The 26,523-nt window shown below is 36.2% G+C and carries 26 protein-coding genes, 1 pseudogene and 1 riboswitch; of the genes and pseudogenes, 15 read left to right on the top strand and 12 right to left on the bottom strand.

Features of this window, described 5'->3' with window-relative positions; all coding sequences use genetic code 11:
- Positions 1–2: 2 nt before the first annotated feature.
- Positions 3–614, top strand: a complete 612-nt coding sequence (locus tag ACGLYD_RS08870) for an FMN-binding negative transcriptional regulator (RefSeq protein WP_399632496.1) — start codon at positions 3–5, stop codon at positions 612–614.
- Between the two features lie 302 nt (positions 615–916).
- Here the strand turns inward: ACGLYD_RS08870 and ACGLYD_RS08865 are convergent, their stop codons facing one another.
- Positions 917–1,501, bottom strand: coding sequence for a hypothetical protein (locus ACGLYD_RS08865; RefSeq protein ID WP_399632493.1), 585 nt, complete (start codon positions 1,499–1,501; stop codon positions 917–919).
- Entirely contained in the window at positions 1,470–2,138 is a 669-nt protein-coding gene (locus ACGLYD_RS08860) for a toxin C-terminal domain-containing protein (RefSeq protein ID WP_399632492.1), read from the bottom strand. The genes ACGLYD_RS08865 and ACGLYD_RS08860 overlap by 32 nt, the downstream gene beginning before the upstream one ends.
- An 871-nt stretch (positions 2,139–3,009) precedes the next feature.
- Between ACGLYD_RS08860 and ACGLYD_RS08855 the strand changes: the two genes are divergently transcribed.
- Positions 3,010–3,894, top strand: coding sequence for a GNAT family N-acetyltransferase (locus ACGLYD_RS08855; protein ID WP_399632489.1), 885 nt, complete (start codon positions 3,010–3,012; stop codon positions 3,892–3,894).
- A 731-nt stretch (positions 3,895–4,625) separates the two neighbouring features.
- Complete coding sequence (locus ACGLYD_RS08850; protein WP_067209643.1) at positions 4,626–5,015, top strand: DUF4440 domain-containing protein; 390 nt, start codon at positions 4,626–4,628, stop codon at positions 5,013–5,015.
- A 609-nt stretch (positions 5,016–5,624) separates the two neighbouring features.
- On the opposite strand, the gene ACGLYD_RS08845 is transcribed toward ACGLYD_RS08850, so the two are convergent.
- Both ACGLYD_RS08845 and ACGLYD_RS08840 read right to left on the bottom strand, forming a co-directional pair.
- The gene (locus ACGLYD_RS08845) at positions 5,625–6,260 is read right to left on the bottom strand and encodes an FMN-dependent NADH-azoreductase (RefSeq protein ID WP_338656558.1); all 636 of its coding nucleotides are present in this window, start codon (positions 6,258–6,260) and stop codon (positions 5,625–5,627) included.
- Between the two features lie 164 nt (positions 6,261–6,424).
- The gene (locus tag ACGLYD_RS08840) at positions 6,425–6,868 is read right to left on the bottom strand and encodes a carboxymuconolactone decarboxylase family protein (RefSeq protein WP_067209638.1); all 444 of its coding nucleotides are present in this window, start codon (positions 6,866–6,868) and stop codon (positions 6,425–6,427) included.
- Between the two features lie 211 nt (positions 6,869–7,079).
- Here ACGLYD_RS08840 and ACGLYD_RS08835 point away from each other — a divergent pair, with 211 nt between their 5' ends.
- From ACGLYD_RS08835 to ACGLYD_RS08825, 3 genes are all read left to right on the top strand, one after another.
- Positions 7,080–7,583, top strand: a complete 504-nt coding sequence (locus tag ACGLYD_RS08835) for an Rrf2 family transcriptional regulator (RefSeq protein ID WP_067209635.1) — start codon at positions 7,080–7,082, stop codon at positions 7,581–7,583.
- A 661-nt stretch (positions 7,584–8,244) separates the two neighbouring features.
- Positions 8,245–8,403, top strand: a complete 159-nt coding sequence (locus tag ACGLYD_RS08830) for a hypothetical protein (protein ID WP_156476034.1) — start codon at positions 8,245–8,247, stop codon at positions 8,401–8,403.
- Positions 8,396–8,602, top strand: a complete 207-nt coding sequence (locus ACGLYD_RS08825; RefSeq protein WP_067209632.1) for a hypothetical protein — start codon at positions 8,396–8,398, stop codon at positions 8,600–8,602. Before ACGLYD_RS08830 ends, ACGLYD_RS08825 begins: the two co-directional genes overlap by 8 nt.
- Positions 8,603–8,771: 169 nt before the next feature.
- Here ACGLYD_RS08825 and ACGLYD_RS08820 read toward each other — a convergent pair whose 3' ends face one another.
- From ACGLYD_RS08820 to ACGLYD_RS08810, 3 genes are all read right to left on the bottom strand, one after another.
- Positions 8,772–9,251: a BclA C-terminal domain-containing protein gene (locus ACGLYD_RS08820; protein WP_338656566.1), complete on the bottom strand. Its 480-nt coding sequence runs from the start codon at positions 9,249–9,251 to the stop codon at positions 8,772–8,774.
- 913 nt (positions 9,252–10,164) lie between these two features.
- Positions 10,165–10,533: a response regulator gene (locus tag ACGLYD_RS08815; protein WP_354313137.1), complete on the bottom strand. Its 369-nt coding sequence runs from the start codon at positions 10,531–10,533 to the stop codon at positions 10,165–10,167.
- A 30-nt stretch (positions 10,534–10,563) separates the two neighbouring features.
- Positions 10,564–10,649, bottom strand: a riboswitch (cyclic di-GMP riboswitch).
- A gap of 213 nt (positions 10,650–10,862) precedes the next feature.
- Positions 10,863–11,261 (bottom strand): hypothetical protein, encoded by a 399-nt coding sequence (locus ACGLYD_RS08810; protein WP_340742155.1) that lies wholly within the window; start codon positions 11,259–11,261, stop codon positions 10,863–10,865.
- A gap of 296 nt (positions 11,262–11,557) precedes the next feature.
- Here ACGLYD_RS08810 and ACGLYD_RS08805 point away from each other — a divergent pair, with 296 nt between their 5' ends.
- Together ACGLYD_RS08805 and ACGLYD_RS08800 are read left to right on the top strand one after the other, a co-directional pair.
- Positions 11,558–11,788 (top strand): hypothetical protein, encoded by a 231-nt coding sequence (locus ACGLYD_RS08805; protein ID WP_342538271.1) that lies wholly within the window; start codon positions 11,558–11,560, stop codon positions 11,786–11,788.
- 376 nt (positions 11,789–12,164) lie between these two features.
- Entirely contained in the window at positions 12,165–12,320 is a 156-nt protein-coding gene (locus ACGLYD_RS08800; protein ID WP_399632481.1) for a DUF6877 family protein, read from the top strand.
- A 130-nt stretch (positions 12,321–12,450) separates the two neighbouring features.
- Here the strand turns inward: ACGLYD_RS08800 and ytzI are convergent, their stop codons facing one another.
- Both ytzI and ACGLYD_RS08790 read right to left on the bottom strand, forming a co-directional pair.
- Positions 12,451–12,603: a YtzI protein gene (gene ytzI / locus ACGLYD_RS08795; protein ID WP_338656573.1), complete on the bottom strand. Its 153-nt coding sequence runs from the start codon at positions 12,601–12,603 to the stop codon at positions 12,451–12,453.
- A gap of 192 nt (positions 12,604–12,795) precedes the next feature.
- Positions 12,796–13,656 (bottom strand): manganese catalase family protein, encoded by an 861-nt coding sequence (locus ACGLYD_RS08790; protein WP_399632479.1) that lies wholly within the window; start codon positions 13,654–13,656, stop codon positions 12,796–12,798.
- Between the two features lie 604 nt (positions 13,657–14,260).
- On the opposite strand from ACGLYD_RS08790, the gene ACGLYD_RS08785 reads away from it, so the two are divergent.
- The 6 genes from ACGLYD_RS08785 to ACGLYD_RS08760 all read left to right on the top strand — a co-directional run bounded on the left by ACGLYD_RS08785 (position 14,261) and on the right by ACGLYD_RS08760 (position 21,206).
- Positions 14,261–14,464, top strand: coding sequence for a hypothetical protein (locus tag ACGLYD_RS08785; RefSeq protein ID WP_399632476.1), 204 nt, complete (start codon positions 14,261–14,263; stop codon positions 14,462–14,464).
- Between the two features lie 543 nt (positions 14,465–15,007).
- Positions 15,008–15,448, top strand: coding sequence for an NUDIX domain-containing protein (locus ACGLYD_RS08780; protein WP_338656577.1), 441 nt, complete (start codon positions 15,008–15,010; stop codon positions 15,446–15,448).
- Positions 15,449–15,831: 383 nt separating this feature from the next.
- Complete coding sequence (locus ACGLYD_RS08775) at positions 15,832–16,335, top strand: hypothetical protein (RefSeq protein ID WP_342538269.1); 504 nt, start codon at positions 15,832–15,834, stop codon at positions 16,333–16,335.
- A gap of 297 nt (positions 16,336–16,632) precedes the next feature.
- Positions 16,633–17,457 (top strand): methyl-accepting chemotaxis protein, encoded by an 825-nt coding sequence (locus tag ACGLYD_RS08770; protein WP_399633160.1) that lies wholly within the window; start codon positions 16,633–16,635, stop codon positions 17,455–17,457.
- Between the two features lie 630 nt (positions 17,458–18,087).
- On the top strand, positions 18,088–19,131 hold the full coding sequence (locus ACGLYD_RS08765) for a hypothetical protein (RefSeq protein WP_067209562.1): 1,044 nt from the start codon (positions 18,088–18,090) through the stop codon (positions 19,129–19,131).
- Positions 19,132–19,454: 323 nt separating this feature from the next.
- On the top strand, positions 19,455–21,206 hold the full coding sequence (locus ACGLYD_RS08760; protein ID WP_342538268.1) for a M3 family metallopeptidase: 1,752 nt from the start codon (positions 19,455–19,457) through the stop codon (positions 21,204–21,206).
- Positions 21,207–21,337: 131 nt separating this feature from the next.
- Here the strand turns inward: ACGLYD_RS08760 and ACGLYD_RS08755 are convergent.
- The 3 genes and pseudogenes from ACGLYD_RS08755 to ACGLYD_RS08745 form a co-directional block, all read right to left on the bottom strand.
- A pseudogene (locus ACGLYD_RS08755) lies at positions 21,338–22,544 on the bottom strand (IS110 family transposase).
- A 1,385-nt stretch (positions 22,545–23,929) separates the two neighbouring features.
- On the bottom strand, positions 23,930–24,412 hold the full coding sequence (locus tag ACGLYD_RS08750; protein WP_399632473.1) for a GNAT family N-acetyltransferase: 483 nt from the start codon (positions 24,410–24,412) through the stop codon (positions 23,930–23,932).
- A 106-nt stretch (positions 24,413–24,518) separates the two neighbouring features.
- Positions 24,519–25,073 (bottom strand): GNAT family N-acetyltransferase, encoded by a 555-nt coding sequence (locus ACGLYD_RS08745; protein ID WP_399632471.1) that lies wholly within the window; start codon positions 25,071–25,073, stop codon positions 24,519–24,521.
- A gap of 384 nt (positions 25,074–25,457) precedes the next feature.
- Between ACGLYD_RS08745 and ACGLYD_RS08740 the strand changes: the two genes are divergently transcribed.
- Positions 25,458–26,135, top strand: coding sequence for a GNAT family N-acetyltransferase (locus ACGLYD_RS08740; protein ID WP_399632468.1), 678 nt, complete (start codon positions 25,458–25,460; stop codon positions 26,133–26,135).
- Positions 26,136–26,523 lie beyond the last annotated feature (388 nt).

Genomic DNA, 26,523 nt, shown 5'->3' with positions numbered 1-26,523 from the left:
CTTTGTATATTCCAAAATGTTTTAAAGTTGAAAATGTTGATGGAATATTGGATTTTGTTCAAAAAAACTCTTTTGGTACGATTGTCACAACGAAAAAAGGTAAACCAATTGCCACTCATTTGCCTTTAGGCTTAAATAAAAAAGGGGATGATTACTATATTACTGGACATATGGCTTATGGGAACCCTCAATGGAGAACATTCGAAACCTGTAAAGATGTATTGATTATGTTCCAAGGACCACACGCTTATATCTCTTCCTCTTGGTATAATCAGGAAAATGTCCCGACGTGGAACTATCAAGCTGTCCATGTATATGGTAAAGCAATCATTTTAGAGAATGATGAGTTAATAGAAGATTTAACAAAAATGCTGGAAAAATATGAAGGAAATCGTGAAAACCCTGTTTTATGGGATAAACTTTCTACTCATCTTTTAGAAAAGGAACTGAAAGGGATAGTTGGATTTAAGATTAAGATGGGAGAAATTCAGGCTGCATATAAATTAAGTCAGAACCGAAATGAATCGGATTATATTAACATCATTAGTAAATTACAAAATGAAGGGAATTCAAATTCGGAGCAAATGGCGGAGCTGATGAAAAATAGAATGTAAAATCACATATAAGCACACTTATATTCAACCCTCAGACGCAAGAGTTTAAGAACGGGGCATAGCTGCCATTTTGGCAGTTTCTCTCCAGGTTGTGAGAGGTTGTACTTAAACTAACGGGTGCTGGTTTAGTTCAACAACAGGAGATCGTCAATTGACGGTCTTTTTTATTTGCCCAGTTGTCTGTGAAAAAGTTTAATAAGTACAAAGTAAAAGCGACCATCCACAGATTGTGTGGATGGTCGCTTTTTTTGTTCGGTTCTAAGTGGTAGTTTTATAAAGTTTTTTCACTCTAACTTCTGAAATTAGTCTAAAGGTTCATCGTAAAAAGTATCGAAAATACCTTTATACTTCATTTTTAAATTTTCAATATTCTTAGGGTCTTTAGAAAGTAGATTGATTACGTCTCCACTCCCTCCGATATGGATCAGATACTTACTTGTGACAATAATAAACAAAGCTTTGGTGGCGCGATTATTTTTGTAGAGAAGTGCGTCTGTTGTATATAATATCGTTTCATTTACTGAAACATCTTTTATTAAAGCAATTTTGCCAAACCCCTCATGAAGATCAAATTCTTCACTAGTGAATTTGTATTCCTTCCAATTTGTTAACCGTAAGCGCTTTGATAAGTTATTAGTGATATATTTATTTCTTGTATTATATTCTAGAGAAATGAATAAATCGACAGTTGGTTCATTCGTTGTAAGGTAATCGATAAACATTTGAATCCCTTTTACTCGAATTTCTCTAAAATAATCCGTTGAAAATCTAACACGGTTTTCCATCGGTGAATCAAAATACATTGAAGAACCCCACGGCTCGGTTAATGTAACTCCAGACTTTGCCTTAATGGATTTATTTGCCAATACGGTTGAGGTCCTTATCATATGTACCACTCCTAGTAGTTTCATTACAGATTTTTTTGGGTGAAGAGCCGCCCTTCCAAGCTCCACCAATATGACCATCTATATCACAAGAAATATAATCAGGTCCCTTTTTGGTCTTTTTATCCTTGCTGAAAATCGCAACTTTACCACATCGTTCACTTACTTTAGTATACCCTAGTTTGTCTGCGGCTGTTTTTGCCTCTGCATCTGTCTTGTATACAGGTTCGGCTTTAGCGGGGAAAATTAGATCCATTACTTTCTTCGCCATCGCTGATCCGGCTTCCCATATTACATTATTAATAATAATAGCACCTGATACAAGCACGGTAACCGTTCCGATACCTGCGAGCTGATATTCCCCTGCCACTGTGCTTCCACGAAGAGATAGTGTATTTAAGTCTTCTTCTAGAGGTTCTTCTCCAAGAACCTCTCCTTGGGATAGTTCTAACTCTTTAATTATTTCAAGTAATTTCTGCTCAGACTCATCAATGCTGTTAGGGAAAACCCCTTCAAGTTGATTAAAATCGCTAGAAATTGGTAAATCTCTTTCTTCTGCACCGGCCAAAGGAACTGAGATAGTAGTAGTGAATAAAGCGAATAGACATAATAAAGCAAGAACCCTCTGCATCTTCTTCATAAATAATTATCTCCAAATTAATATATTTACTTTAATTAACGCAAATTCCATTACTACACAAAATACCCGGAAAACACAATGCATTAAGCAAGGCGTTACAGTAGAAGGAATGGTAGCTCTCATAAATATTTAAGAAGATAGGTAGGAAAGACTTGTTCTTGGCAGTTGAAAGTGAATGAATAATATTACAATACATCCAGAATGTTCTATTGCGACACGAACGTTCATTCGATATGCTGAATCAAAAGGAGAGAACGAGTGTGCGTGATAAATTAATTAAGTCTGCAGAGTTCAACAAATAAAGATATACAAATTGCCAAAAAAAGTTATACTGTTTTACCTATTTGGTAGCGTTTAGCCAAAGGGGTGTTTTTATGTCGAAGAGAAGAAGGTGAGAAACGAATAATTTATATAAATAAAACTACTTCAGTATAAGTCGTTCTTTATAGAGCATTGATACTAAAAAATCATGAAACAAAAATAAGACAGAAATCTAACAATGTGTTACTATAGATTCATTCTTAAAAACAGATGGGAGATTAGACTTTTATGCTAAAACTTATTATCGCAATTTAAATTCCAATGAATTTAATAGGAGGGCTATTCTATAATTTATTTATAGATTTATTTGTGATGTCCTTTTGCGATAACTAAGAGAAGCAATATAATGTCTAATTCATATAAGCAGATATATTTAATCCGACTAAAGGCAAACACTTGATTTAGGCCGGTTAATTTTATTTTTTGCGTATAAGAAGACTTTATGAGTTTATTCTCATAAAGTCTTTTTTTCTGTTTTTAGGAGGTGATAATTCCCATATACACATGTAATGCACCAAGGTGAATGAAACAAAAATCGGAGGGAATTTAAATGGGGAAATATGAATTAGTAAGTGATTATCGTAATAATGAAAGCTTGAAGGAGAATTTTAATACCTTAGCTATGAAAACATTCGAATTAGATTTTCGAGGCTGGTACAAAAAAGGGTACTGGGATGAAAAATATATACCATATTCATTTGTCGATGAAGGTAAGGTTATCGCAAATGCTTCAATTAATAAAATGTCAATAGTTATTAATGGTAAAATGTGTGAAGGGATTCAGATTGGTACAGTAATGACAGATGAAGATTATCGCAATCAAGGTTTGGCTAAGCAATTAATGCAGCATATTATGAAAGAATACGAAAATACTTGTGATTTCATGTATCTTTTTGCGAATGATACTGTATTAGATTTTTACCCGAAGTTTGGATTTACACGTCTAAATGAAAGTGAATTTAGCTTAGACCTAGCAAAAAGTTCAATTCAAATGAATAAGGATGCGAAAGTAAAGCGGCTTACTATTGAAATTGACCTTGCATTACTTGAAAAATTTGCGGAAAATCGCCATGTAAACTCAACGATTTTAGATGTTGAGAATAATGAAAGTTTATTAATGTTTTATTTCACATTAGCATTCCGTGAAGCCATTTTCTATGTGGAGAATTTAGAAACGATTGTGCTAATGGAGGAAGAGGAAGACACACTGCATATTTTCGATATCATTTCGTTAAAAGTGCCAAATATAGAGGCTGTATTAGCAAGCATTGTAAAGGAAACAACGAAAAAAGTGGTATTTTATTTCACACCTGATTTTACAATCGAAGGCATGACAGCAACCATTATGCCAAATGATGATGATGCTTTATTCGTCTTAACGAAAAAGTCATTGCTGAAGGGTAACTTTATGTTCCCGTTAACATCACATTGTTAATTGGAGTGAAATACCTATACAGGAGTTAGTATTGATACAGCTTGCACTTTAGGATTTTGTGCCACACATGGTGCTATGGCGGGAATCAAAACGGAGGATTATAGAAGGAATCGATTTACGGACCATGGTTGTCATACTTGATAACATCGAGAGGATTCCGGTGTCGGATATCATCGGGGCGCAATGTGAAGGGTTAATTGTAATAGAAGGAACAGCCACCAACTCAGTTGAGAAGGTGGCTGTTATTTGTTATGAGTCGTACGCCTGCCCGCGTTATTTAAAGTTTCCCCAAACGTCCCCCAGCATAGTCCTCCAGTTACACGATTTCATAAGAACTCTTACGTTTCACATTAAGCGGCATGATGTGGCGCTTCAATTAATCAAATGTTGCTGTTGTCGCATTTTCACTCCTTTAAAATTCACATACGGAACGCCCAATTAGTAGAAATAGATATATTTTCTATACACGTAAGTCGATAAAATAAATATTCCATTTTGTCATTGATTTTTATTCAAGCATCTCTCACGAGGTGCTTTTTTATTTGCTTGCAATGCGAAAATTCAAAAGGAGAAGTATTTCTACATGGACCGTCGCTTTTCAATTGTCGAATAAAAGAGGTATTCGTATTAATGGAGACGAATCAAGTACAATGCTCTATTCTTCTTCAACTAACAGGATATTAGAGATTAATTGGGAAATTTAAAATTATAAAGATAAGGAGTGGTGTATTTTGGAACACGAATTAAAGGAGTTTATCAAGAAGTGTGATAAAGCAATAAAACAGGAAGATTTTGACACTCTGAAGAATTACTATACTGATGATGCGATTCTGGTAGTAAAACCAGATATGATTGCACGAGGAAAAGAGGAAATTAAGCAAGCGTTCATTAAAATTGCGAAATATTTCAATAACAGTCTTGTCCCAGTACAGGGAGAAATGATTATTTTAGAAGCTGGAGATACTGCATTAGTTATTTCTCAAACGCTACTTGAGGCTGATAAAAATGAAACGAAATATTCTATGGATAGAAGGTCAACCTATGTGTTTAAGAAAAATTCACAAGGCGAATGGCTTTGTGCAATCGACAACTCATATGGTACAGACTTAATCAATAAGTAGACTTTTGTTAAATAAGACCATAGCAAAAGCGGCTCCTCCACAGATTAGATTGTGGAAGGCCGTTTTTTTATTTGTCCAAATATCATTTGGTATAATTTATTAATTTCTGATATTCAGTTGTGATAGGAACGATTGTTCTGAATGCTAATGAAAAATGGGAAACGAGTGTGCATAATCAATTAGTTAGGTCAGTGGAATATCGTGAACACCTAGATATGATGTACATGGCTACCGACGACATCACCGACATGGAAACCAGACTCATAAGTCTTCTTTACAAAATTAGATAATAAACCGAAGTTGCATGCCCCAGCTAAAACAAATAAAATGTATTTCACGATGCTTTTTTGAGTTCTAACTGGCCCCTCAGAACGATAGATACGACTTTCCTGTTTTGATAGAGGTGTATCGCTAAACCACGAAGACTTAATATAAAGTCACCATTCAAATCCCGCATGAGTCCAAAACTCGTAGTTTTAGGATCATGGTAATCTGCAAATGAGAAACTCAAGTTACTGTTTAACCAACCAAATACAGCATGGTGCTGAGATGATACTGGAAATATTTGATTCATTGTCACACCCGATTCAGTTATTTAGTTCACGAACTTTAGAAGCTTTTGGCTAGTTCGATCGCTTGTTGAATAGCTTTTTCTTTAATCGTAAGTGCTTGATCTGGTGCAGCGCTCATACCCTCGATATAAATAATATCAATTGAAGGTATACCTATGAATTTAGATACAGCTGTCAAGTATCGGTGGCTGAATTCGAACCCTGCCACTGGTCCCTCGGAGAGCACGCTGCCGGAAGCTTGAATATGAAGCAGTTTTTTGTCAGATGCTAAGCCAATAAAGCCTTCTGGCGTATATTTAACTGTTTTTCCTGGTACACATATGGCGTCAATATAAGTTTTCAATACAGGTGGGAATAAGAAATTCCAAACTGGATTGACGACGACGATTTTATCTGCAGCGAGAAATTGATCAACCAGTTCACCCAAACGAACTATTTTAGCCTGAGAACCCGCGCTCAATTGATCAAAAGAACTGCCGCTTCTCAATTGGCCCCAACCACTTAACACTTCGGTGTCTAGTTGCGGGATATCTATTTTATATAGATCTAGATGAATAACTTCATCGTTTGGGTTTGCTCCATGGTAAGCTTGGATAAACTCGTGGCCTACAGACAAACTATTGGATTCACTCTTATCTAGTGGGTGTGCGGTTACGTATAAGACGGTTGACATGATTGATTTCTCCTCGAGGTTAACTAGGACCTGAATTTAATTGATTAGCGATGCTCATTAAGGTAAGCCATGAAGACCGGCCTCGGTCTTCAATGGACATACAATTGTAAGAGCTATCCTAAAGTTATTCTTATTAAATTTCACTATTCTCAGTAAGCTTCTCTTTACTCCTTTTCAGGGAACATCCCCGTGGAGATGGCGATTCGATTCCATGCATTAATGGTATTAATCGCCATAATGATTGCCACATATTCTGCCTCATCCACATGTGCCCGAACTCTTTCATACAAATCCTGCGACACACCTTGCTCTGAAATACGGGTTACAGCTTCCGTAAGCTCAAGCACCACTCTTTCTTTGTCGGAATAAAAGGGTACTTCACGCCACGCGTTAAGTAAATAAATCCGCTGCTCCGTCTCGCCCATTTTCCTTGAATCCCGTGTATGCATGTCCATACAATAAGCACACCCGTTAATTTGTGATGCTCTGATCTTAATGAATTCATATAGCTTAGCATCCAATCCACTTGTCTTAATAAACCCTTCCAGTTTCATCATTGCCTGCAAAGCACCTGGGCTTGCACTGATATGATTTAATCTAACCTTCATAGTAATCTCCTCCGTGAATCTAAATTTGTCCTTGCCTCTACAACCTATCGTCGATAACATTAATCGACGATAGGTTATGACCACAATATAACTCTTTCGTTTATGGCTGTCAACAAAAAAAAATAGCTGAAAATTTCCATATTTGACAAGGGTTTTAAATCCACCTAAGATGGTTAGTAGCAATCTTTATATGTAGAAAGCAGGTGTTTGCATGCAGTATAGTATTGGTGTTGAATATGGATTGCATTGCTTGGTATATTTAATTGATATTCCTCCTAATGATACAATTGGGATTAAAGAACTTTCCGCTTTTCAAGGCGTTTCAGAGACCTATCTTTCGAAGATTTTTAGTAAATTAACAAAAGCGGGTATCGTAAGTTCTGTTCCAGGTGTAAAAGGAGGCTATAAACTGGCCAAGTCTCCTGCGGAAATTTCTTTTTGGGATGTAATTGAAGCTGTTGAAGGTGCTTCCCCCATTTTTCAATGTAAAAATATTAAAAATAATAGCTACCTATGCCGGGATGAAGACTATGCAGCATGCGCTCTAGCTTCTCCCTGTGTGATTAACTTAGTTATGCTCGAAGCAGAAGATAGTATGCGCAATATTCTTCGTAACAAGTCACTTACTTGGTTGAATGAAGAGCTTGATCGCGTATTAACCCCACAATCGCGCAAAGATACTCGTGAATATTTTGCTAATAGCAACAATGTTTAATGGTGAATTTAAATGGGGAAGTTTCTGGTTCACTTATTATGGGGAAGTCGGGAGCAAATTCAATGTGAAATCGTTTGGATACAACACGCTGAATGGGTAGGATTGAAAAACTATCTTCATCCTGAATTATTCATACTTGACCAATCAAACAACCGGTTAATCCAAATCCATTGTTTTCGAACCCCTTTAAAGTCTTTACTGTTTTTCTTCTTTCAAAAATTTCAGTTTCCATTTAGCGGCTTGTAAAAAAGGGATTTTGAACAGACTTATCCCAAGATGCCCTAAATCTTTTTTAGTATATTTAATAGATGTTTAAGTTTCTAATTAAATAATTTTTATGTAAACTCAGGCTTTAATAAAAAGAATCTATTTTGATTAAATTTTTCAATATGGATTCTTTTAAATTACAGAAAAATGCAGGTTTACATGACGCTGTTGACCGAAATTTACTTCTAAGTGACACAAAATCCAAGATTTAGAAGACAAATAGTAAACAATTACTTGACAACAGAAACGATGAATGATTTATTGATCTAACTGGAACTGAAAAGTTGTGGGGTGATCCAGAACAAACAGTCAAGGATATACAAGCGGAAATACTGGAAACTTTAAATTTTCCGTCCACGACTGGCATGGAAATAGAAGTTGCGCAAAAAAGGGAATGCAAAGTACACGTAAAGTTGTGGAAGGGAAAGTCATTTTTTACATGGTTGTCATAAAAGAAATAAATGTTGAGGCGATGTGGATTACGGTCGATAGTCCATTCGGTAGGGGCCGTATGCCGGTGGAGGACATAATCGGAGTGGAATGTGTTGAATAATAAACAGGGTAAAGGCGACCTCTCGACGAAAGAAGGTCGCCTTTTCAATCTGGTATCTGGGATAATACCGGATAGGAATTTATTGAATATTGCATTCGTTTGTAATGCAGCGAACATGTTGAAGTTTGTCGGTGCGCAAATTAGAATCGTTTGTTTATTTATGGAGGCATCGACTTGTTTAATTGAACCGGTAAATTAAAACGACCAATCCGAATAGGGAAAGGTCGATTTGTTTTTGAGTTTCTTCTATGGATAGTAATTACTTCCGACTTTTCACCTCTATTTTTAGAAGTTTTGCATCAGGTGATTGTTGAAGCCTGTATTAAAATCCAGTGAAACCAAGATGTTTTATACCGAATAATTTCTACCTAAGCATTGGGATTCAACATCTTAATGACAATAGAAGCATTTACATTAGCTTGTGTACCACCTATCACAGACGCAAGACCAACTGCTGCAGCAGAAGAATGATTTCGAAGGGTAAGAACATCGTTGGCTACTATGGCAATAATAGCCTGCCCGTTGTTTTGCTGAGTGCCAGCACCTGAACCATAGACTGTTCCGGGAACCAGCGATCCATTTAAAAACAGTGCAAATTGGTTAGGTTCCGTACCTGATACAGAGAAAGTAACCTCGTAGTCTCCCGGAACGTTAATCATAATTTGAGAGGTTCCAAGGGTATGCACAATTCCAGGTGTCATTAATCCATTTGAATCAAACAAAACATCAGCTTCTATAGGTACCGTTTGAGGAGTTAGATTGTAAATATACCCGTATTCGCATAACCCGCATGTGGCTCCGATAGTACTAGTGGAGCCAGCCTGCCCGATAGCCCTGATTGGCCCCATGAACACTCTTGGTACTCTACATATATTTTTGCAAGAACATGGACTGATGTGACATTTACTACATTTACGATTAGAGAAGTGGTTATTAAAATTCATTCTTTCACCTCCATCTGTAGTATCCTATTCTTGCAAAAGAGGAAATGAAGGGCAAACACCTTGTTGATTACTAAAAAAGAAATAGACAAGAGATTGATCCTGGTGAAACTGAAGAAATGTGTGATAAAGTCAACCACTTGTTTGAAAAGCTGGGAAATGAAAAGTGAGTAAAAAAACAGCCACCAACTCGATTGAGAAGGTGGCTGTTATTATGTTAAAAGTCGTGCGCCTGTCCGCATTTAATGTGTCCCCCTGAATGTCCCCCAACCACACGAATTCAAAAGATTTCCTACGACTTTACTTTAACGGCGTGGCATAGTCGATTAGTACCTGGATGCTGAAACTATCATATTATCACACTTGCAGAACGTACGTACGAAACGGCTGATTAGTCTAGCACGAAATAATTCATAGTAGCAACAATGCTTATGCCTCAAGGCTTATAAGGGGTTTAAATGAAAACAATATCCAAATATTCCACCAATTTGAAAAGTGAATGTGTCACTGTAGGCTTTCGCTAATTTGACTTCGAGGTTTTTAAATGAGTGGCCATCCCGTTACAAGGTTGTGGTGTACGAGCCATTGTTGCAGCGGGAGTTGTATGAGAAAAGGCAAGAGGCTTGGAAGTTATGGCGACAGTAATGACCTCGTTTGAAGGATGGACATTCATTATTTTGACTTTGTTAATCGCGTTAGGATTTTATTAAATTGGTTGGATGCATGGGCGGGGGAAGTGATGGAGTAAACACGAATTGTACATTTAAGATGAAAAAAAGACCGTAATTTCTTGGTCTTTTATGTTAGTGTACTATGTTTTTCAATAGATTTTATTTAATTGGGTAATAAGTCCATCAAAAAAAGGCTTCACGATAAAATCTGCGGCTCCATTTTCTAAAGCCTCAATTATTAAATCTTGAGTCCCTAAGGCTGAGCACATAACAACACGAGCATTGGGGTTTATTTTCTTAATTTCTTTTAGCGTAGCGATACCGTTCATATTTGGTAAAGTGATATCCAATAAAACGATATGCGGGAAGTGTGATTTATAAAGAGGCACAGCATCTTCTCCACTCCCAGCTTCAGCTACGACATAATAACCGTTACTTACGATAATCTTTCTTAATAGATTTCTCATGAATTTTGAATCATCTACGAGCATTACTGATTTATTGAAAATGATCCTCATCCTTTTTAACAAGTGATAGAAAGCAATACACTTGGTAACCGGCTACCATTACAAATAGTTGTATTAGGCCCTTGGCTTTGCGTCCTTACCTTTCGATAAGTTTGCCTATATACAAACTAACATACTTTGATAGAACAATCTTATGAAAGAGTCTAATACAAAGGAGTAGTAGGCAAATAGGTGGGTTATTAACATGTGCTGTCCGAAAAGAAAAGACCACTGATTAAAAATAATCAGCAGTCTTTATCACAGTCATCTTGAGATTTATGCCCGGAAATTTCGAACAACCATTGTTAATCCACGTTTTTCAAAATTATTGTCGCTTTCTCTTACCTATCAAAGCTACCTAAAATCATAAAATCTACAAGAATTCCACTCACTGGATTTTCTGAACCTAATACATTAATTCCTAGTACTACTATACTACTATTATTTGTGACATTAGCAGAGACGAATTTTGCAGCAACATTCTTTTCTCGCATTTGTACTCTCGGTCTTGCATTTATCGAAGGATTTGTAGAATATACGCTTGATACAGCATAGTCAATAGTTGTTAATAATGGAATACCATTAGATAATCCGTTTTCTGTGAAATAAAGTGTGGCTATACCATTTGCGTCAGATGTAGCTTGCCCATAAACAATCCGCTTTACTTTTTTTGGATTGGACTCTCCTGCCTTAAACACTTGAAGAGCTGTTGGTGCCATTAAAACAAACTCAACGCTCATAGCTATTCTCCCTCTGTAATACTTTGATATCTATTACAAACAACAACATTGATTAAATGTATGACTGGCTATACCTTAATATTCTTTATGCTTTTTATTAGCTTATTACATTCAATGTTCCTTGAGGATTCTTGCTTTTTTGCAAAGTGAAAATGCAGTGAAAGCCATCAAAATGTAGTACGCAGTTCGACCAAAATATGTAGCAGATGTGATGGAAACTTATTAAACTATTTTATTGCGAATGTAATAAAAACGAGCATTAAGGCTTGGTAGCGGTGAACGTGGAGGAAAACGACTTGAAGACAACTCCTTATAAAAAGGCAACAGAAATGTATATCGAAGTCATTGTAGCGGAAAGTGTGGATGAAATTCTAAACGAGGCCGAACCGAATCTACGGACTAAAGAATATGCATTTATGAAATTCATGAATGCGCCTAATACGCAGGATCACACAGATAGGGATTTATTACAGGAATTTGAAAGCACCACAAATGGCTTTTTGCAGGCTGACAGTTCGTTACTTTAACGCACAGTACGAGGAAATGGGAGACCCATTATATGCAGTAAATTAAGAAGAGGACTAGATATTATCATAACGAAATCAATTTCTTCCCCCAGGCACCTAAGCGATATAGAAGCAGAACCTGGAAAAAAACCACTGACTTTTAGTTTAAAGATAATGTGACTGTTTACAGTACGCCTATTAGCTTAAGCAGTAAAACTATTACAAGAATCGAAATAATAACACTTAGAATGTATCTCAAGGATATCCCTCCTTTAGAATGATTGTACCATGGTTACTGTAACTAAAAGTGTTTTTTTTAGGAGTTTATTTCAAATTTACAAGCTAGTGCAATAAGTGGGAACGCATAGTCTGACCAAAAAGCGAAGTAGATAACTGAATGATCTCATACGAAGAAATAATCAAACTTTTAACCCGGTTACTGTTAGAGGTGCTGAAAGATATTGAACGACGCACCAGGGATTGGATGTGGAGTGCTAGCGATAGGACGATCCGTATATTCGTCAGCACCAAACATTCTGTGAGGGAGTGTTAACCGTGGTGCAGCAACTTACTATTTTTGATGCGCTGTCAAAATGATAGAAAGGACTTTTACTGTCATATGCCGGTCCGCTCTATATGTATAAATTAATTTTCATAGAAATAATTCATTAATCTATATCGATTCACTCTCTATTCATTTCTTCTATATGATCATCAATCGGATCAATCGTATGTTTATATCGATAACTTTTATGGACGACGAAATAGATGAAAATGAGTTCTAAAACAAAGATAATAATACAAATCCATATCCAAATCCATGTTGTAACTGTCATTTGATAGTCTCCATTCTGACTTTATCTAATGTAAGTTTACTACGAAATCTGCTTAATTATAGGTTAGTCAGTTATGGATCGGTGACAGTTTGGAAACAATCCTATAAATCTGAGTTCTGTGAGGTTCTATTTAATGAGGTTAGTTACACGAAGAGATAAAAAAACAGTCCCTTATATAGGGACTGAACGAATTTAGTTATTCATGTCTTGAATACCTGGACTATGTTCATTTGGCATGTCAGGCAGTAAAGGAACCGGGAATCCAGCTGGTGGAGGAGTAACTTTAAGTTCGCCCTTATTTCTACTAGGGGACTGTCCCTGGTAAATTTCCCCAATTCTAGTTGGGTCTAATCTGAAATTGAACTGGGCATTGTGATACCCTAACTCCACAAATTTTCTGCATTCAGGATATTTATTTATATCGTAATTCGGGACAGGGAACAGCTTACCCCAATCAACGCCGAGCGTTTCCAATGCTTTTGCAAAAGCATTCTGATGTGCGTTATCTCTCACGATTAGGAAAGCTAATGTCTCTCGAAATGTTTTGTTAGAACTCATTTCGTAAATTCGAGTTTTTTGCAAGACACCGGTTGATTCTAACACCAGGTTATCGAGCATATCACTAATCAAATTGCCATGGCTATAAACCCAAGAACCGTTCCAAGGATTCCCAGTAGCATCTACAGGGAGAGAGGCTTGAGCACCAATAATGTAGTGATGAGGATTTGCGTGTCTAACGGCATCATCGAGAGGTGCTTGATCGACGCCAGCATTACCTGGTACAGCAGATTCACCTGAATCATTTAACAATTGATTGATTGTATTCTGGACAAGTTCAACATGAGCGATTTCTTCCAAAAACACACCACGAAGTAAGTCGCGATATTGTGTTTCCTTACCTCTGAAATTGGAGCTTTGGAAAAAGTACTGCATCATGGTACGCATTTCTCCAAAATGCCCACCTAGAATTTCTTGCATTACTTTTGCAGCTTCAGGGTCGGGTTTATCGGGAGGAGTGACGGGATTGATCAATTCTTCTTTGTAGTAATACACATTTAGCACCTCATTTATATATTTTTACTAACGTAGTATCAAGCAAAATGAAAATTTTATTCACAATCAAAATAATCGTCTATCGGAAAAAATGAGGACACTGATTCAACTAAACGGTTGTTTTTAGTTTTATTATTGGATTTTAGTCTTTGCACTTATTTTGCCCGAAAACAGCTAATGGGGCACCAAAGTAGGAAAAGTCGATGGGAATCAATCAAACTGAAAGGATTAGAGATGTTTTTCGAAGGAGTAAGCATCTCCAACAAGTCATTAGATAGGAACGAAGTTAAGGATAATTCAAGAGCGTATCCACGTAGTTGGAAATGTGAGAGGGATAGAAGTTCTTCGTTGGATTCTTGAGGTGAAGAAGTACTCTTGGATAAGCATGTCCCATCCGACACCTGAAAGGCTCCATCGTGATGCAAATGTCAGAAATGCCAAATACGTCGAGATATTGTTCTTAGAGAATAAAGAAGATAAACTTAAAGGCAAGTCGGGAGTGCGATAATTTGTATGTAGAACTATGCAACAGTCCAATTACATACGAGTGTTAACTTTTAGTTTACCTATATTTCTGATAACATCGGTTGCGGGAGGTGAGAAAATGCTTGAATTTCAGATAACACTTCATTTTAATGATAATGAAACTTTCATTATGAACTTATCTGCGAGTAGTCTAGAAGATGCGTCGATAAAAGTTACTCAAATGATACAAGATAAACACATTCATCAAGATATAATGGGGAATTCCTATATAAAAGGATATAATCTTGCTATGGTACAACGTTTTCATGTATCCAACAGGTAAAAGTTATGAGTTTATTTAGCATCTTGCTGGGTGCTTTTCTTACGTTCAGTCAAGTGTTTTCGTGGGCTTGCTTGCTGCATACACCGATTGAACCTGACCAGTAATCTCGATGCAACAATGGCCAACTAAACAATTTCCGAAGTTACAACCCAACCCAACAGCTTAGCAACCATCCGATTCAAACCCCGCATTATTATTAGCGCCCAGATTCAGCGACAAGCAGCGAATCGAGGAGCTGAGGTTCATGGCTAACAATGCAATTACGTGTGTTCGCGAGATTTTGATTGGCGTTGAATGAATTCTTGGAGTATCTCTTGAATTTAAATAGTACTATAGGTATCATGATTTATAGTCCGTCAAATCAATAAATTGGAGAACTGTAATTAGGGTTCTGCTCATAAAAGTCTGAAACCAAGGATCATACCTTTTCAAGTTGCATAAGGTGCCTATTGACATAAAAGGTTCGAGGGGGAAATTTTTTGCATATGATGCGTTGAAACTTTCTCAATCAGCCTTATTTTATTACTTAAGGGGATAATTGAAATGAAGGAAATTAACGAACTTAAAGCAGGAGTCGCTATTATTATTTTAGATGAAGATAATCGAGTATTATTGCAGAAAAGAGCTGATGTAGGGCTATGGGGGATCCCATCAGGACATGTAGAGATCGGGGAGACAGTATCCGAAGCAGCTATTAGGGAAATGAAGGAAGAAACGAATTTAGATATACGAATTACTAAGTTAATCGGTGTTTACTCTGATCCAGATTCACAGGTGTTTTCATACCCTAAAGGAAAAATAGTTCATTTTATAACAACCTGTTTTTTAGCTGAAATTATAAGCGGAGAACTTCGATGCAATTCTTCGGAATCACTCGATATTCAATATTTCGAACAACAAGATTTGCCATCAGATTTGTTGAAAATGCATCCTTGCTGGCTGAAAGATGCTTTGGCTGAGAGAGATTTGGCGTTTATACGTTAAGGTTCAGCGCTAAGAATAAGTACAAATGGAGAACGTCCAACCGGGCGTTCTTTTACTTTCCCAAAAGAAAACTGGCAAACAATGCGTTTGGTGGTTTTCTATTAATTAAGGGAAAAGAAAACAAATCTACCGTTGACGGCATGCTGCATACGCGAAACGAAAGCCGAAAGATAGAGAAGGTATAAGGCTAGGATAGCAATGCGATTAGTCTGGTTATCCAAAAATAAGGAGTGTGGAATGGCTGACGGAGAGGTGACATTCATTTGAAGAAAATGCTATGATTAGTAAATCAGTGTGTAGAGATATTGGCTTTCTCATTAACCAAAAATATATGTCTCATGATACGTCTGCCATCTGAAATATTATTCGCGGAGATGACAAACATGCATGGAGAAACAAGACTACCTAGAAACGGAAGAGAAGGTATATTATTTTTATTAATCATTTCAATTATTTCAGTAAACACAATCGCCCCTATTATTACAGGGTTGGAACGTGGCTTCAGTAAAGAGGTATATCTAGATACATTAAAGATTATTCCGTTTATGTGGATAATCGTAATTTTATCAGTACGATTGATTGCGGGACCGATTGTTGGTAAGCTGATACCAAAATTCGTGGGACAATCAGATGGGTTTAATGCCAGAATTCTATTGAATACTTTATTGAATGTTACGGTATTATCTATTATTCTATCGATTATCGGAACTTGGGTTGGTACGAAACAAATAAGCCTAGAACCATTTAAAAATTTCTTTCACATTTGGCCAAGAAACTTTGGTATAGCATTTTGGATTGAACTGTTGGTTGCACAGCCAATAGCAAGATTTGCGATGAAAAGATTACATGCAAGACAGGGTCGCAAAGCCGAAAGTGTAAATGCGTAACGCGCAGCAGGAACAAACTGCAAAGTAGTGAAATTGAATAATTATTAATGTGAAAACGTCCATTCGGGCGTTTTTTACATTTGTAAACCGATGCTGTGTTGAGTCGATGATGGTGGAGGTGATGAGTTAGGTAATTTGGCACTGTAATACTTGATGGTGATAAAAAGGTCTTTCGTCCTCCTTTGTAGTAGTATAGTGTAGAGGAATTATTATGGGAAATAAAATCTGTAATTCCACTCTTTTCTATTATGTTTTTAAGAATAGGAAATCTATTATAAAGGAAGTAGGCACATGAACATGAACATTGCTACAAATATTAATATTAGTACCCAAGTATTGAATGAAAGAGCGGTTTTAGCTTCACTAGAATCTAATTTAGCTATGATAGAATTCAATTTGGATGGGAAGGTTATTTGGGCAAATCAGAACTTTGCACAGACTTTGGGGTATAGTGTCGACGTAATGAAGAATATGTCACATGAACAATTTTGCACCTTAGAATTCTGGAATAGTAAGGAATATGCTGAGCTATGGGATAATCTAAGGAAAGGTAAAAAGTTTCAAGAGAAGATTCATAGGGTTAGTAAAGCAAAGGATTTACTTTGCCTAGAAGCTACTTATATTCCCGTTCTAAACGATAAAGGTGAAGTAAATGCTGTACTTAAAATCGCAACAAATATTACAGAACGCGAAAATAAAACGATAGAAATAGTTTCTCAATTAAAAAAGTTGTCTGAGGACTTAGGGGAAATGGTTACTGATAACTCTACGGAGAACATAAAAGCATTTCAATCTTTGAAGGAACAAACCAATTTAATAAGTGAAGTTTCTAAATCAATACGAAACATTTCTTCGCAAACTAATATTTTGGCATTGAATGCAGCTATTGAAGCGGCTCGAGCAGGGAAACATGGACCCGGTTTTAATGTGGTGGCAACAGAGGTTCGAAAATTGGCTGGTGATGTCGAAGGTGCGATAAAAAAAGTGAATGCCAACGTAGACAACATTACAAAAGAAGTAATGAAGGTCAGTGAAGTAACGGAGAATTCGCAAAGGGCGGTTATTTCAACTCAATCTAAAATTAATGAGACAATGAAGGAATTTGAAGGTATTACTAAGTAGTAAACTAGCGTATTTTATTTGTAAATTAATTATATGCAACAAGTCAGAACGTTCCACTGGGCGTTCTTTTTCTTTGCTCAAAAATAGCGAAGGGGAGTGAAATGGAGGATGCCGGATGTAACAATAGAATCATCTATTTTTAAAACAGTTAGACATTAAAGCGGACAAATTGATGTCCAAACAGTAAAGATTGCGGTGCTAGAAAAATCAGACCAACGCGAAAATTAGGAGCTGTATGTCTAAAGATTATGTGGGTTATTTGGTACATTCAAATATTGATAAACCTGATGTCTACTACCATACCTAATGACCTGAACAATGTTTTGAAACTGTTTCATTCACTATTCGAAAAAATGAATTTGGATTTTTAGTTTTAGGGAGAGAAAGAATCTAATAAATGGAGAGAATTTTACTGCTCGATGTATGTTTGTAAGGAGAAAAGAAGGAAATAGGTGGGGATAAATGGAAACAACTATAGAGTATATTGAGTTGGAAAGTTAGTTCTTATTAAGTCAACGAGTGCGTTCGTTGAACTGTAGAAGATGGTCTCTTTTATTTTTAAAAGTAATAAGTGTTGCGTTTGGGAGTAAAATAAATTACTGTTTAAAGTAACGAAGGAGGGTTTCCAAAATGGATGATATTCGATTAAACGTGGCATTATTGAGAAGAAAAGTGCCGAATTTAACATCCGCAGCAAAATCAATTGGAATTCGACCGGCTACGGTGTCAAATTTATGCACAGGTAAAATCGATTTAGGAAAAGCAGAAGTCCGCACTTTAGTCGGTCTCGCAACACTAGCTAACTGTTCAGTAGACGACTTGATAATTCGAGGGGAGAAACTGAATATGATTGAAACGAAAATTAAAACATTGGATTTTTTTGCACCACTTGTAAAAGGAGGTACTACTGGATTAGTGGCTCGTCCAGGCATGGGGCAAGTTGTTATATTAGCCGAATTAATGCACCGTTTTAAAGAGAGTGATTACACAACGGTCTTTTTACTTCCAACAACGAATCATCCGGAGCTTGAAGGCACGACTGAATTGGCTGATATAGTGACGGCGACAATTGACGAGACATTCTCAAAGTTAACTTCACAAAACGGAGATGTAATTTTTATTTCAGACAAGAGTTTTAATGCGTCTGGTGAACTATTAGATTTGCAGGAACGATTAGTGGCAGAAAGAGTTCAAAACATCACAACAATTCTTGTTGATCTCTCTGGAGAAGCTGTGGACGAAGAGATGCCATATGGTCCACTTGAAACATTGTGGCAATTGGATGCAGACTTGGCTACACGACACCAATACCCAGCTATACATCCAATTTATTCAACTTCTTCTATTTTGGAAGGGATTGACTTGGACCAACGTCACTTTAATTTGAGACAACGTGCACAAAAATTACTTCGTCGATATCGTGAGTTACGTTCAGTAGTAGCTGTGCATGGGATTGAGAAAATTCCTGCAGTCGAGTTAGAGACATATAATCTCGGAGAGCGACTAGAGGCGTATTTCACACAACCATTATTCGTAGCAGCAGCATATACAGGACAACAAGGTAAAGCTGTTTCAATGTCACAAACGCTACAAGATGTGGAACATATTTTAGATGGCGAAGCAGATCATTTATCAGTCGAAGAGTTAAAATATAGAGGGAATTTAGTGTTATAAAGATAAAAATGATTGGGATTTAATTTTCAATCATTTTTTCGGTGTGCCAAGCATGGGCGTAATCTATAGGGTGCAAATCCCAAGTATTATTCAACTAACCTACCCGTTCGCCATACATATAGCGCTGAAATTATGCTACATGTATGGCGAACGCGTGCGTTACTAAAATAAGTAGAGGCGCATTTTTACTAACGGGCAGTTTAGTTAAAAAAAGGGGATTTATTCTTTGTGATTTATTAATATTCAACAAAGAATTATTGGGGCTTGATGGAAATATCAGTGTGTAGCATTTAAAGTATAATCAATAACAGGAGGAGAAGTGTATGGAAACATTTGATACATCAATTCGTTGGGATTTGAGTAATCTTCTATGTGGTCTAGACATGGAAAAGTTTAAAAATTATTTGGGTAGTATTAAAGAAAAATTGATAAAAGTCGAGGAGTATTCAAAAACAAATAACTTGAATGACGGCGAATTGATCATTATTTCGCAAGCAATTAATAAGATTGAATCAGCAGAATCCTTTTATTACTGCTTAACTACAGAAAATATTGACCCTTCCCTTCTTACATCATTAAATGGATTCATATCAGCTTTAAAATCCCAAGTACGCTTTATAATATCAAATTTGCAAGAGAACCTAAGTAATATGAGTGAAAAACAATTTACAGATTGGTCTAACAATATAAATCAAAAAAGTTTGATAGCTAAGTTACTAAAGGATGTAAAAATAACAAATAGTGAAGAAACAATAATATCAAACTTTACTCGAGAAACATTAAGTGGTCTTGAAGACCTTTATGGACAAGTTCGTAACAATTTGAAAGTAAAAGTCTATCTTAATCATGAAGAAAATGAAATTTCTTTTGCTGAAGCTAGCAATTTATCCTTGTCTCAGCCAGAACAATCTAAAAGGCACAATGTATTTAGAGAACTAAACAAAACCCTTGAAATAGAAGCAAATATTTTTGCTTCTATTTATAATCAAATGGTTGGAATAAGACTTAATGAAAACAAGATAAGAAAAGTAGATTACCTTGATGAATCATTACAATTGAATGGCATATCCAAATCAACACTTAATACTATGTGGGATGCAGTAGATTCCAATATTCATGACCTTTCCGGCTATTTAAGAATTAAAGCAGAAGAAGTAGGGAAAAAGAATATTTCTTGGCATGAGTTGATGACTTCATCTCAAGAAGTTTCTCTTCAGATTACTTTCTCACAAGCGATCGATGGAATAACAAAGTCTCTTGTAAATATTGACAGGAGTATGTGTGAATTTGTAAAAGAAGTAGTTACAAAGGGATGGGTAGATGCAGAACAACGTAAAACAAAATCTTCGGGTGGGTTTTGTGCTCCATTTACTCCAGAAGGCGAATCACGGATTTCATTAAATTATGACAATAGCATAGACAGTGCTAGAAGACTTGCACATGAATTAGGTCATGCTTGGCATTTCCAACAAATGAAATATGTTCCATCCCTTTCGTTCTCAGAAGATACATTTGAAATGACAATGGCGGAAACCTCTTCAATCTTTTTCGAAACTGCATTTATTGATTATGTAATTCAAAACACAAACGATGTGTCTATTAAAAAAGCAATTCTTGGTTCGAAGATTGAGCGTTCCCTAAATTACTTGATGTCTATTAGAGGAGCCTTCTTATTTGAAAAAAGGTTTTATGAGTTTAGAAAAGATGGACAATTAGATGCAAAACAGATGGAAGAACTTTCGTTACAATTTCAGGAACAAGCATATGGAAGCAGTTTAAGTGAAAATGAGCCTTTTGTATGGATTAAATATGGACAGTTCTATCAAGCGAATACTCCCTTTTATAATTATCCATACTCTTTTGGCTTCTTGTTAAGTATTGGACTTTTAGAACTTGCTAAAACGGATGAATCATTTAATCAAAAGTTTAAAGGGTTCCTAAGTGAAACTGGGATGCTGCCACTTGAACAACTAATTAAAAAACATTTCCAATTAGATCTTTCTGAGTTGGAATTTTGGCAACAATCAGTCCGGAGGTTAATTCAAGATATAGAGCAGTATAACCAAATTTTATGAAATATTGTACTTCAACTCCCATAAAAATTAAATGCCAAACTTCGCAAAAATGACAACGCTAAAGGAGACGCTGCTCAATATTTTTAAAAAAGAGTGCAGCGTCTAGTTCCTGACTCAGATTATTTGTTGGATTAGGAGACTTCTGGTTCAGTGATTGTAACGTTGTACCCTAAGTTTTCGAGCCTTCGAACAGAATACCGTACAATGGATTGTTGTTTTTGTTTGTCGAAATAATCTTCGCCTAAGTCTACATACATCTCTTTGCGTGTTAAGAGATAATAGGCGATCCTTAAAATGGCATGGGTGACTGAAATACCTGCACGTTTTTTACCTTTTCGTGCTGCAGTGCGCCTATACATGACTCCAAGATAGGTTTTTGACCCTCTTATTGAGTGAGCGGCTTCTATATAAAGCTGACTTTAAATATTTGTTTCCTTTTTTCATATTCGTGGATTTCCTTTTGCCAGCACTTTCGTTATGGCCAGGAACATAGATGGTAAGAGCTTTGAAATTGATTTCCGACATCGGTTCCGACTTCAGCTAAGATTTATTCAGCCATACGTGTGGCAATGCCAGGAATAGAATCCAACCGCTCAATATCTTCTTGGTGTGAGGATAGTCTAGAAGCTACTTCCTGGTTTAGTAGCTCAACTTGCTCACTTAGAAAGTCAATATGAGTGAGAATGGTTTTTATCATGAGCCGTTGGTGTGAATTGATGTATCCACGAAGAGCGAGTTCAAGATCATCTTTTTTCTTTTTCATTGTACGTCGAGCGAAGCGCGCAAGTTTTATAGGATCATCCTCGCCATCTGCGATGGCATTAAGCATGTCACGAGCTGAAACACCCATAATATCGGAGACTACGGAGCCCAACTTGATATTCGCTTCCTTCTAACATTTGTTGAATCCGATTATGTTGTCTTGCACGCTCTTCAATAATGCTGCGATGATAGCGAACCAACCCCGAAGTTCCCGTTGATTTCGATCAGGAATAAAACTCGCTTTGAGTAGTCCATGACGAAGTAACTTGGCAATCCATTCGGCATCCTTCACATCGGTTTTGCGACCCGCACTACTTTCATATGTTGGGCATTCACGACTAGAAACTCAATATTCTCAGATTCTAGTATGTTAACGATAGGCTTCCAAAAGACGTCTGTACTTTCCATCGCGACGTGGGTACACTAATGCTCCTTAATCCAGTCAATCAACTGTAATAGAAATACAGTCTTGGTAGAAAACATTCGAATCTCCTTTCCTTTTGGAGTCATAATACACGCAGTAATCGAATCTTTATGAACGTCCATACCGCATGCATGCTCAATGATTACTTCCATTGTAATCATCCTTTCTACGGCGAATAGTATTGGAGGCTAGTGCAACAACTAGAGTAGGATTAATCTCCCATGAGTGCTACTCGTAAGGGAGCGACATTCTGTGATGCACCGTGGTCGTTGGAGTCAGACTAACGGATGGGCTCTATGGCACCATAGTTGATCGACCTTCCTCTCCTAGCCTAAATATCCAATACCCGTTCTGTACACATTTTCATCCTCTGTGGTGTAGCGCTGACTTTGCGCTACATGTATGGCTAACGGGGCATTATAGTTGAATAATACATTTCAACTATAATAAATAAATGTTAGTATAAAATTATAATATTAAATCAATCTGAACTTACGCGGTTGAGGGAGGGCGATTTGTGAAAAATTTATTATAAGCAATCTTAGGGGCAGTTGTGGCAGCGGTAGTATTAAGTTTGATAACAAAAGATTTTGAAATGGATGTATTAATTTTCCTTATCTTAGGTATTGTACTTGGTTATAGCATTGGAAAGAAAGAAAAAGCAGACTCGAATTAGGGAACTATCTAACTGAATAGGGAAATTATTTTAGTAGTGTTACAATATCTTTTATTAAACTCCCATGAAAATTAAAGAACTCTCAAAATCAATAAAATGGCATAAAAAAAAGACTCAGTAATAGTTTTTTTAAAAAAGGCTGAGCCTACAAAAAGATTATATTAAGTTGAAAGTTAATCAAAAACCAACTCCATTCTTCATAGAATAAAGGCAGGCTGGTGCAATAACCAGAGTAGGATTAATCTCTCATGAGTGCTACTCGTATAGAGTGCGACAGTCTGTGATGCACCGTGGACGTTGGAGTCAGACTAACGGATTGGGTTCTATGGCACCATAGTTCATCGATTTTCTTCGCCACCCGTCCTAATCTATACCTGTTCTGCACACATTTTCATCCTCTGTGGTGTAGCGCTGATTTTGCGCTACATGTATGGCTAACGGGCGACTTAGTTGAATTATTAAACGTATTCAAAAATAGAAAGCATCAGTGCTATAATTGATACTTTTTTGGTCTATAAAATAAGTGTTACTGTTTATGTCTTTTATCATTTTCCCCTTAAATAGAACCCATTACTGTATTTGAAGTCCTTTTTGTTTATAAATGATTTGCCCACTATATTAGTGATTACGGTCATAAGAATGTACCGCTTCTGCCATGTTTTTCACCAGCGATTCCCGCAAGACTAACCACTCGTTGCCAATGAGTTTACCAATGTGGTAACGTCAAGAAAGAGCAAAATTACAATGGTAAGGATTTTGAAAGATAAAAAAGCCTAACCCCATCGTATCTTGAACGAGGAATTAGGCTTATGATCTTCCATAATAGCACCCGTTAATGGAACAAAGGAATGGTAAAGTGATTTATATTTTTTTACTTAGGACTTCCCCTGATAAACCGTCTATTACACAAAACTCTTGGGATTCAAAACCCAGGTTACTCAATATCTTTTTAGAAGGGAGATTCTCTGGATCAATAATAGCTTTTAACACCATAATTTCTAATTGATTTGCAATTTTAATTAATTTTTTGGCCGTCTCAGTCCCATAACCTTTCCCCCAGTATTCTGGTAGCAACATATATCCAATTTCTGCTTCACTAATTTGTTTTTCATTTAGTGTCAAATGCCCAAGTCCAACAAAGGTCTCATCGAAACAATCATAGACTTTATACGATCCGTATTTCTCATATTTTTCATTGCGTTTTAACAACTTTTGAAAATCTACTTTGGCTTCGTCATAAGGGATAGCTCGCTCTGTTATTTGCGCCATTACACTCGCGTTCGAAACAAGACTATAATAACTATCAAAATCATCTTCTTGAAATTTCAATAATTCTAAGTCCATATTTACCCCCAAATTATTATTTTTTGTGTGTATTAATTAACAATTTGTATAGTCAACAAATTTATTAATCCTTACTTAATTATCTGGCCCGATTGTGGAAGAGTAATTATTTGTTGTCTGGATGCCATTTCAAAAACATTTCTCTCTCTATTACATTCAAAATGCATGGTGAATTCACTTGCGATTCTAACTTACTATGTTCCTCTAGAAACTCTGATTGCACACCAATTCTTATATAAGGAAGATTCTCTTGGGCCTTTTGAGAACGGACATTTGATAACTTCGCTCCTGCAAATACATGTTCTAAATTCAATATTGTAAAGGCAATATATAGAATTTCTGATTTAGCTAATGCGTTATAACCTTTTCCCCAATATTGATGCCCTATCCAAGTACCAATATGACAAGTTTTAGTGATGCTATCAATGTCTTTTAGTGTGATTGCGCCAATTAAATTTTCGGTTTCATCAAGAATGACTCTTGAATATTGCTTACCTAGTCTTTCTTGCACCAGAATAAACTTGATAAAATCAATAGTACCTCCAAGTGAAGTTTGGTCATTGGTAAGTCCTAATGCATCTTTTACCTGGGGTGCTGATGATAGTGCAGACATTGATTTTGCATAGGTTTTATTATGCGGCACTAATGAAACCTTTAACAATCTTATCCCCCAAAAAATATTGATATTTAAATCTCTATCTAACAATCAATCTGGCCAGTTTGCGAAAGGTTGATCTTATTGAAAATCAGTCAAATTTATATAACAAGTATAACATTATCAATTCCGGAAAAACTGATTTCCTACCTTTGATCATCCAGAAGGTATGAAACGGTAAAAAACATGACAAGGAGGGTACATTTCATTGGTCGTAGTTAAATAAGCTATTAACGTATAGAGCGAGAGGGTATTTTGTATTTGCATTGAAACAATAGGCTTTATTAAGGTCTATTGTTAGTTTTTTGTATTCAACTAACGGACAGGTCAGTACATCAAAATACAAAAACAACGCCTAGATTGATAGGTTTAAATTATGGAGGAATGTTTATGTTATCTGACTTAGAATTGATGGAAAATCATGTGAACGTGTTATTTAAACACGATACTGAAAATCGAGTAACAGTCGTGAATGAACCACCATACGATGTTGCACCAAGAATTTTCATTGGCGGCACCAACCTGGGGAGTGTAGTAAGGTATTCAAATAAGCTGGATGCGAGCCTTGTAGAGAAGTTAGAACAGGTTATTGGTACAAATCCTGATGCTTATTTAGGAGAAGTAATCAATGTTTTAAGCATAGACAGTAAATTAAATAATTTATGGATTGGACCAGCGTATGTGTTTTCTGATGTAAGGAACAAGGCCCATACAGAAGCAATACAAGTAACTCATGAAAATAAAGAACTTTTAAAGCCTTATTTTCCATATACATTTGAGGATTTTGAGCATAAGCAACCTTGTTTTGTCATAGTTGAGGACAATATTCCTGTTTCCATTTGTTGTAGTGCAAGAAGTACCACAAAAGTAGACGAAGCAAGTATATTCACACATGAAGATTACCGTGGACGAGGATACGGTATAGATGTTACAAATGTTTGGGCAACAGAGGTGCAAAAACAAGGACGAATTGCTCTTTATAGCACATCGTGGGATAACTTTGCATCCCAATCTTTGGCAAGGAGGCTAAAATTGCTTCGGTATGGAACAGACATTCATATAAGTTAAAGTAACCGTAAAACGCAAGACTCCTTCTTCAGCTAACGAGTAGGTTTAATTTAGTTGAATTTTTAAACGTATTCAAAATAGAAAGCATTAGTTATAGCTAAGCCGTTCAGTCTATAAAAGGGTACTAATTATTAATGGGATATGATTTTTGAAAGATATATGCTTAAAAATCTGAATAGTATTAGTGGACTGTTATTCAACTCCCGTGAAAATAAAAAACTCTTATTATTGATAATAGCACATAATAAAAAGCTCAGAAAAAATTTTTAAAAAAAGACTGAGCCCTGCAAAAGATAAAATTGAATTGAAAGGTAGATCAAGGATCAACTCGATTCTTCAAAAAAATATAGCAAGGGTGGTGCAGTATCCAGAGTAGGATTAATCTCCC

The organism is Sporosarcina sp. SG10008 (genome assembly GCF_044569405.1).
Taxonomy (GTDB): domain Bacteria; phylum Bacillota; class Bacilli; order Bacillales_A; family Planococcaceae; genus Sporosarcina; species Sporosarcina psychrophila.
Note: the sequence above shows the minus strand (reverse complement) of the source record. Positions and strands in the feature narration are given on the sequence as shown.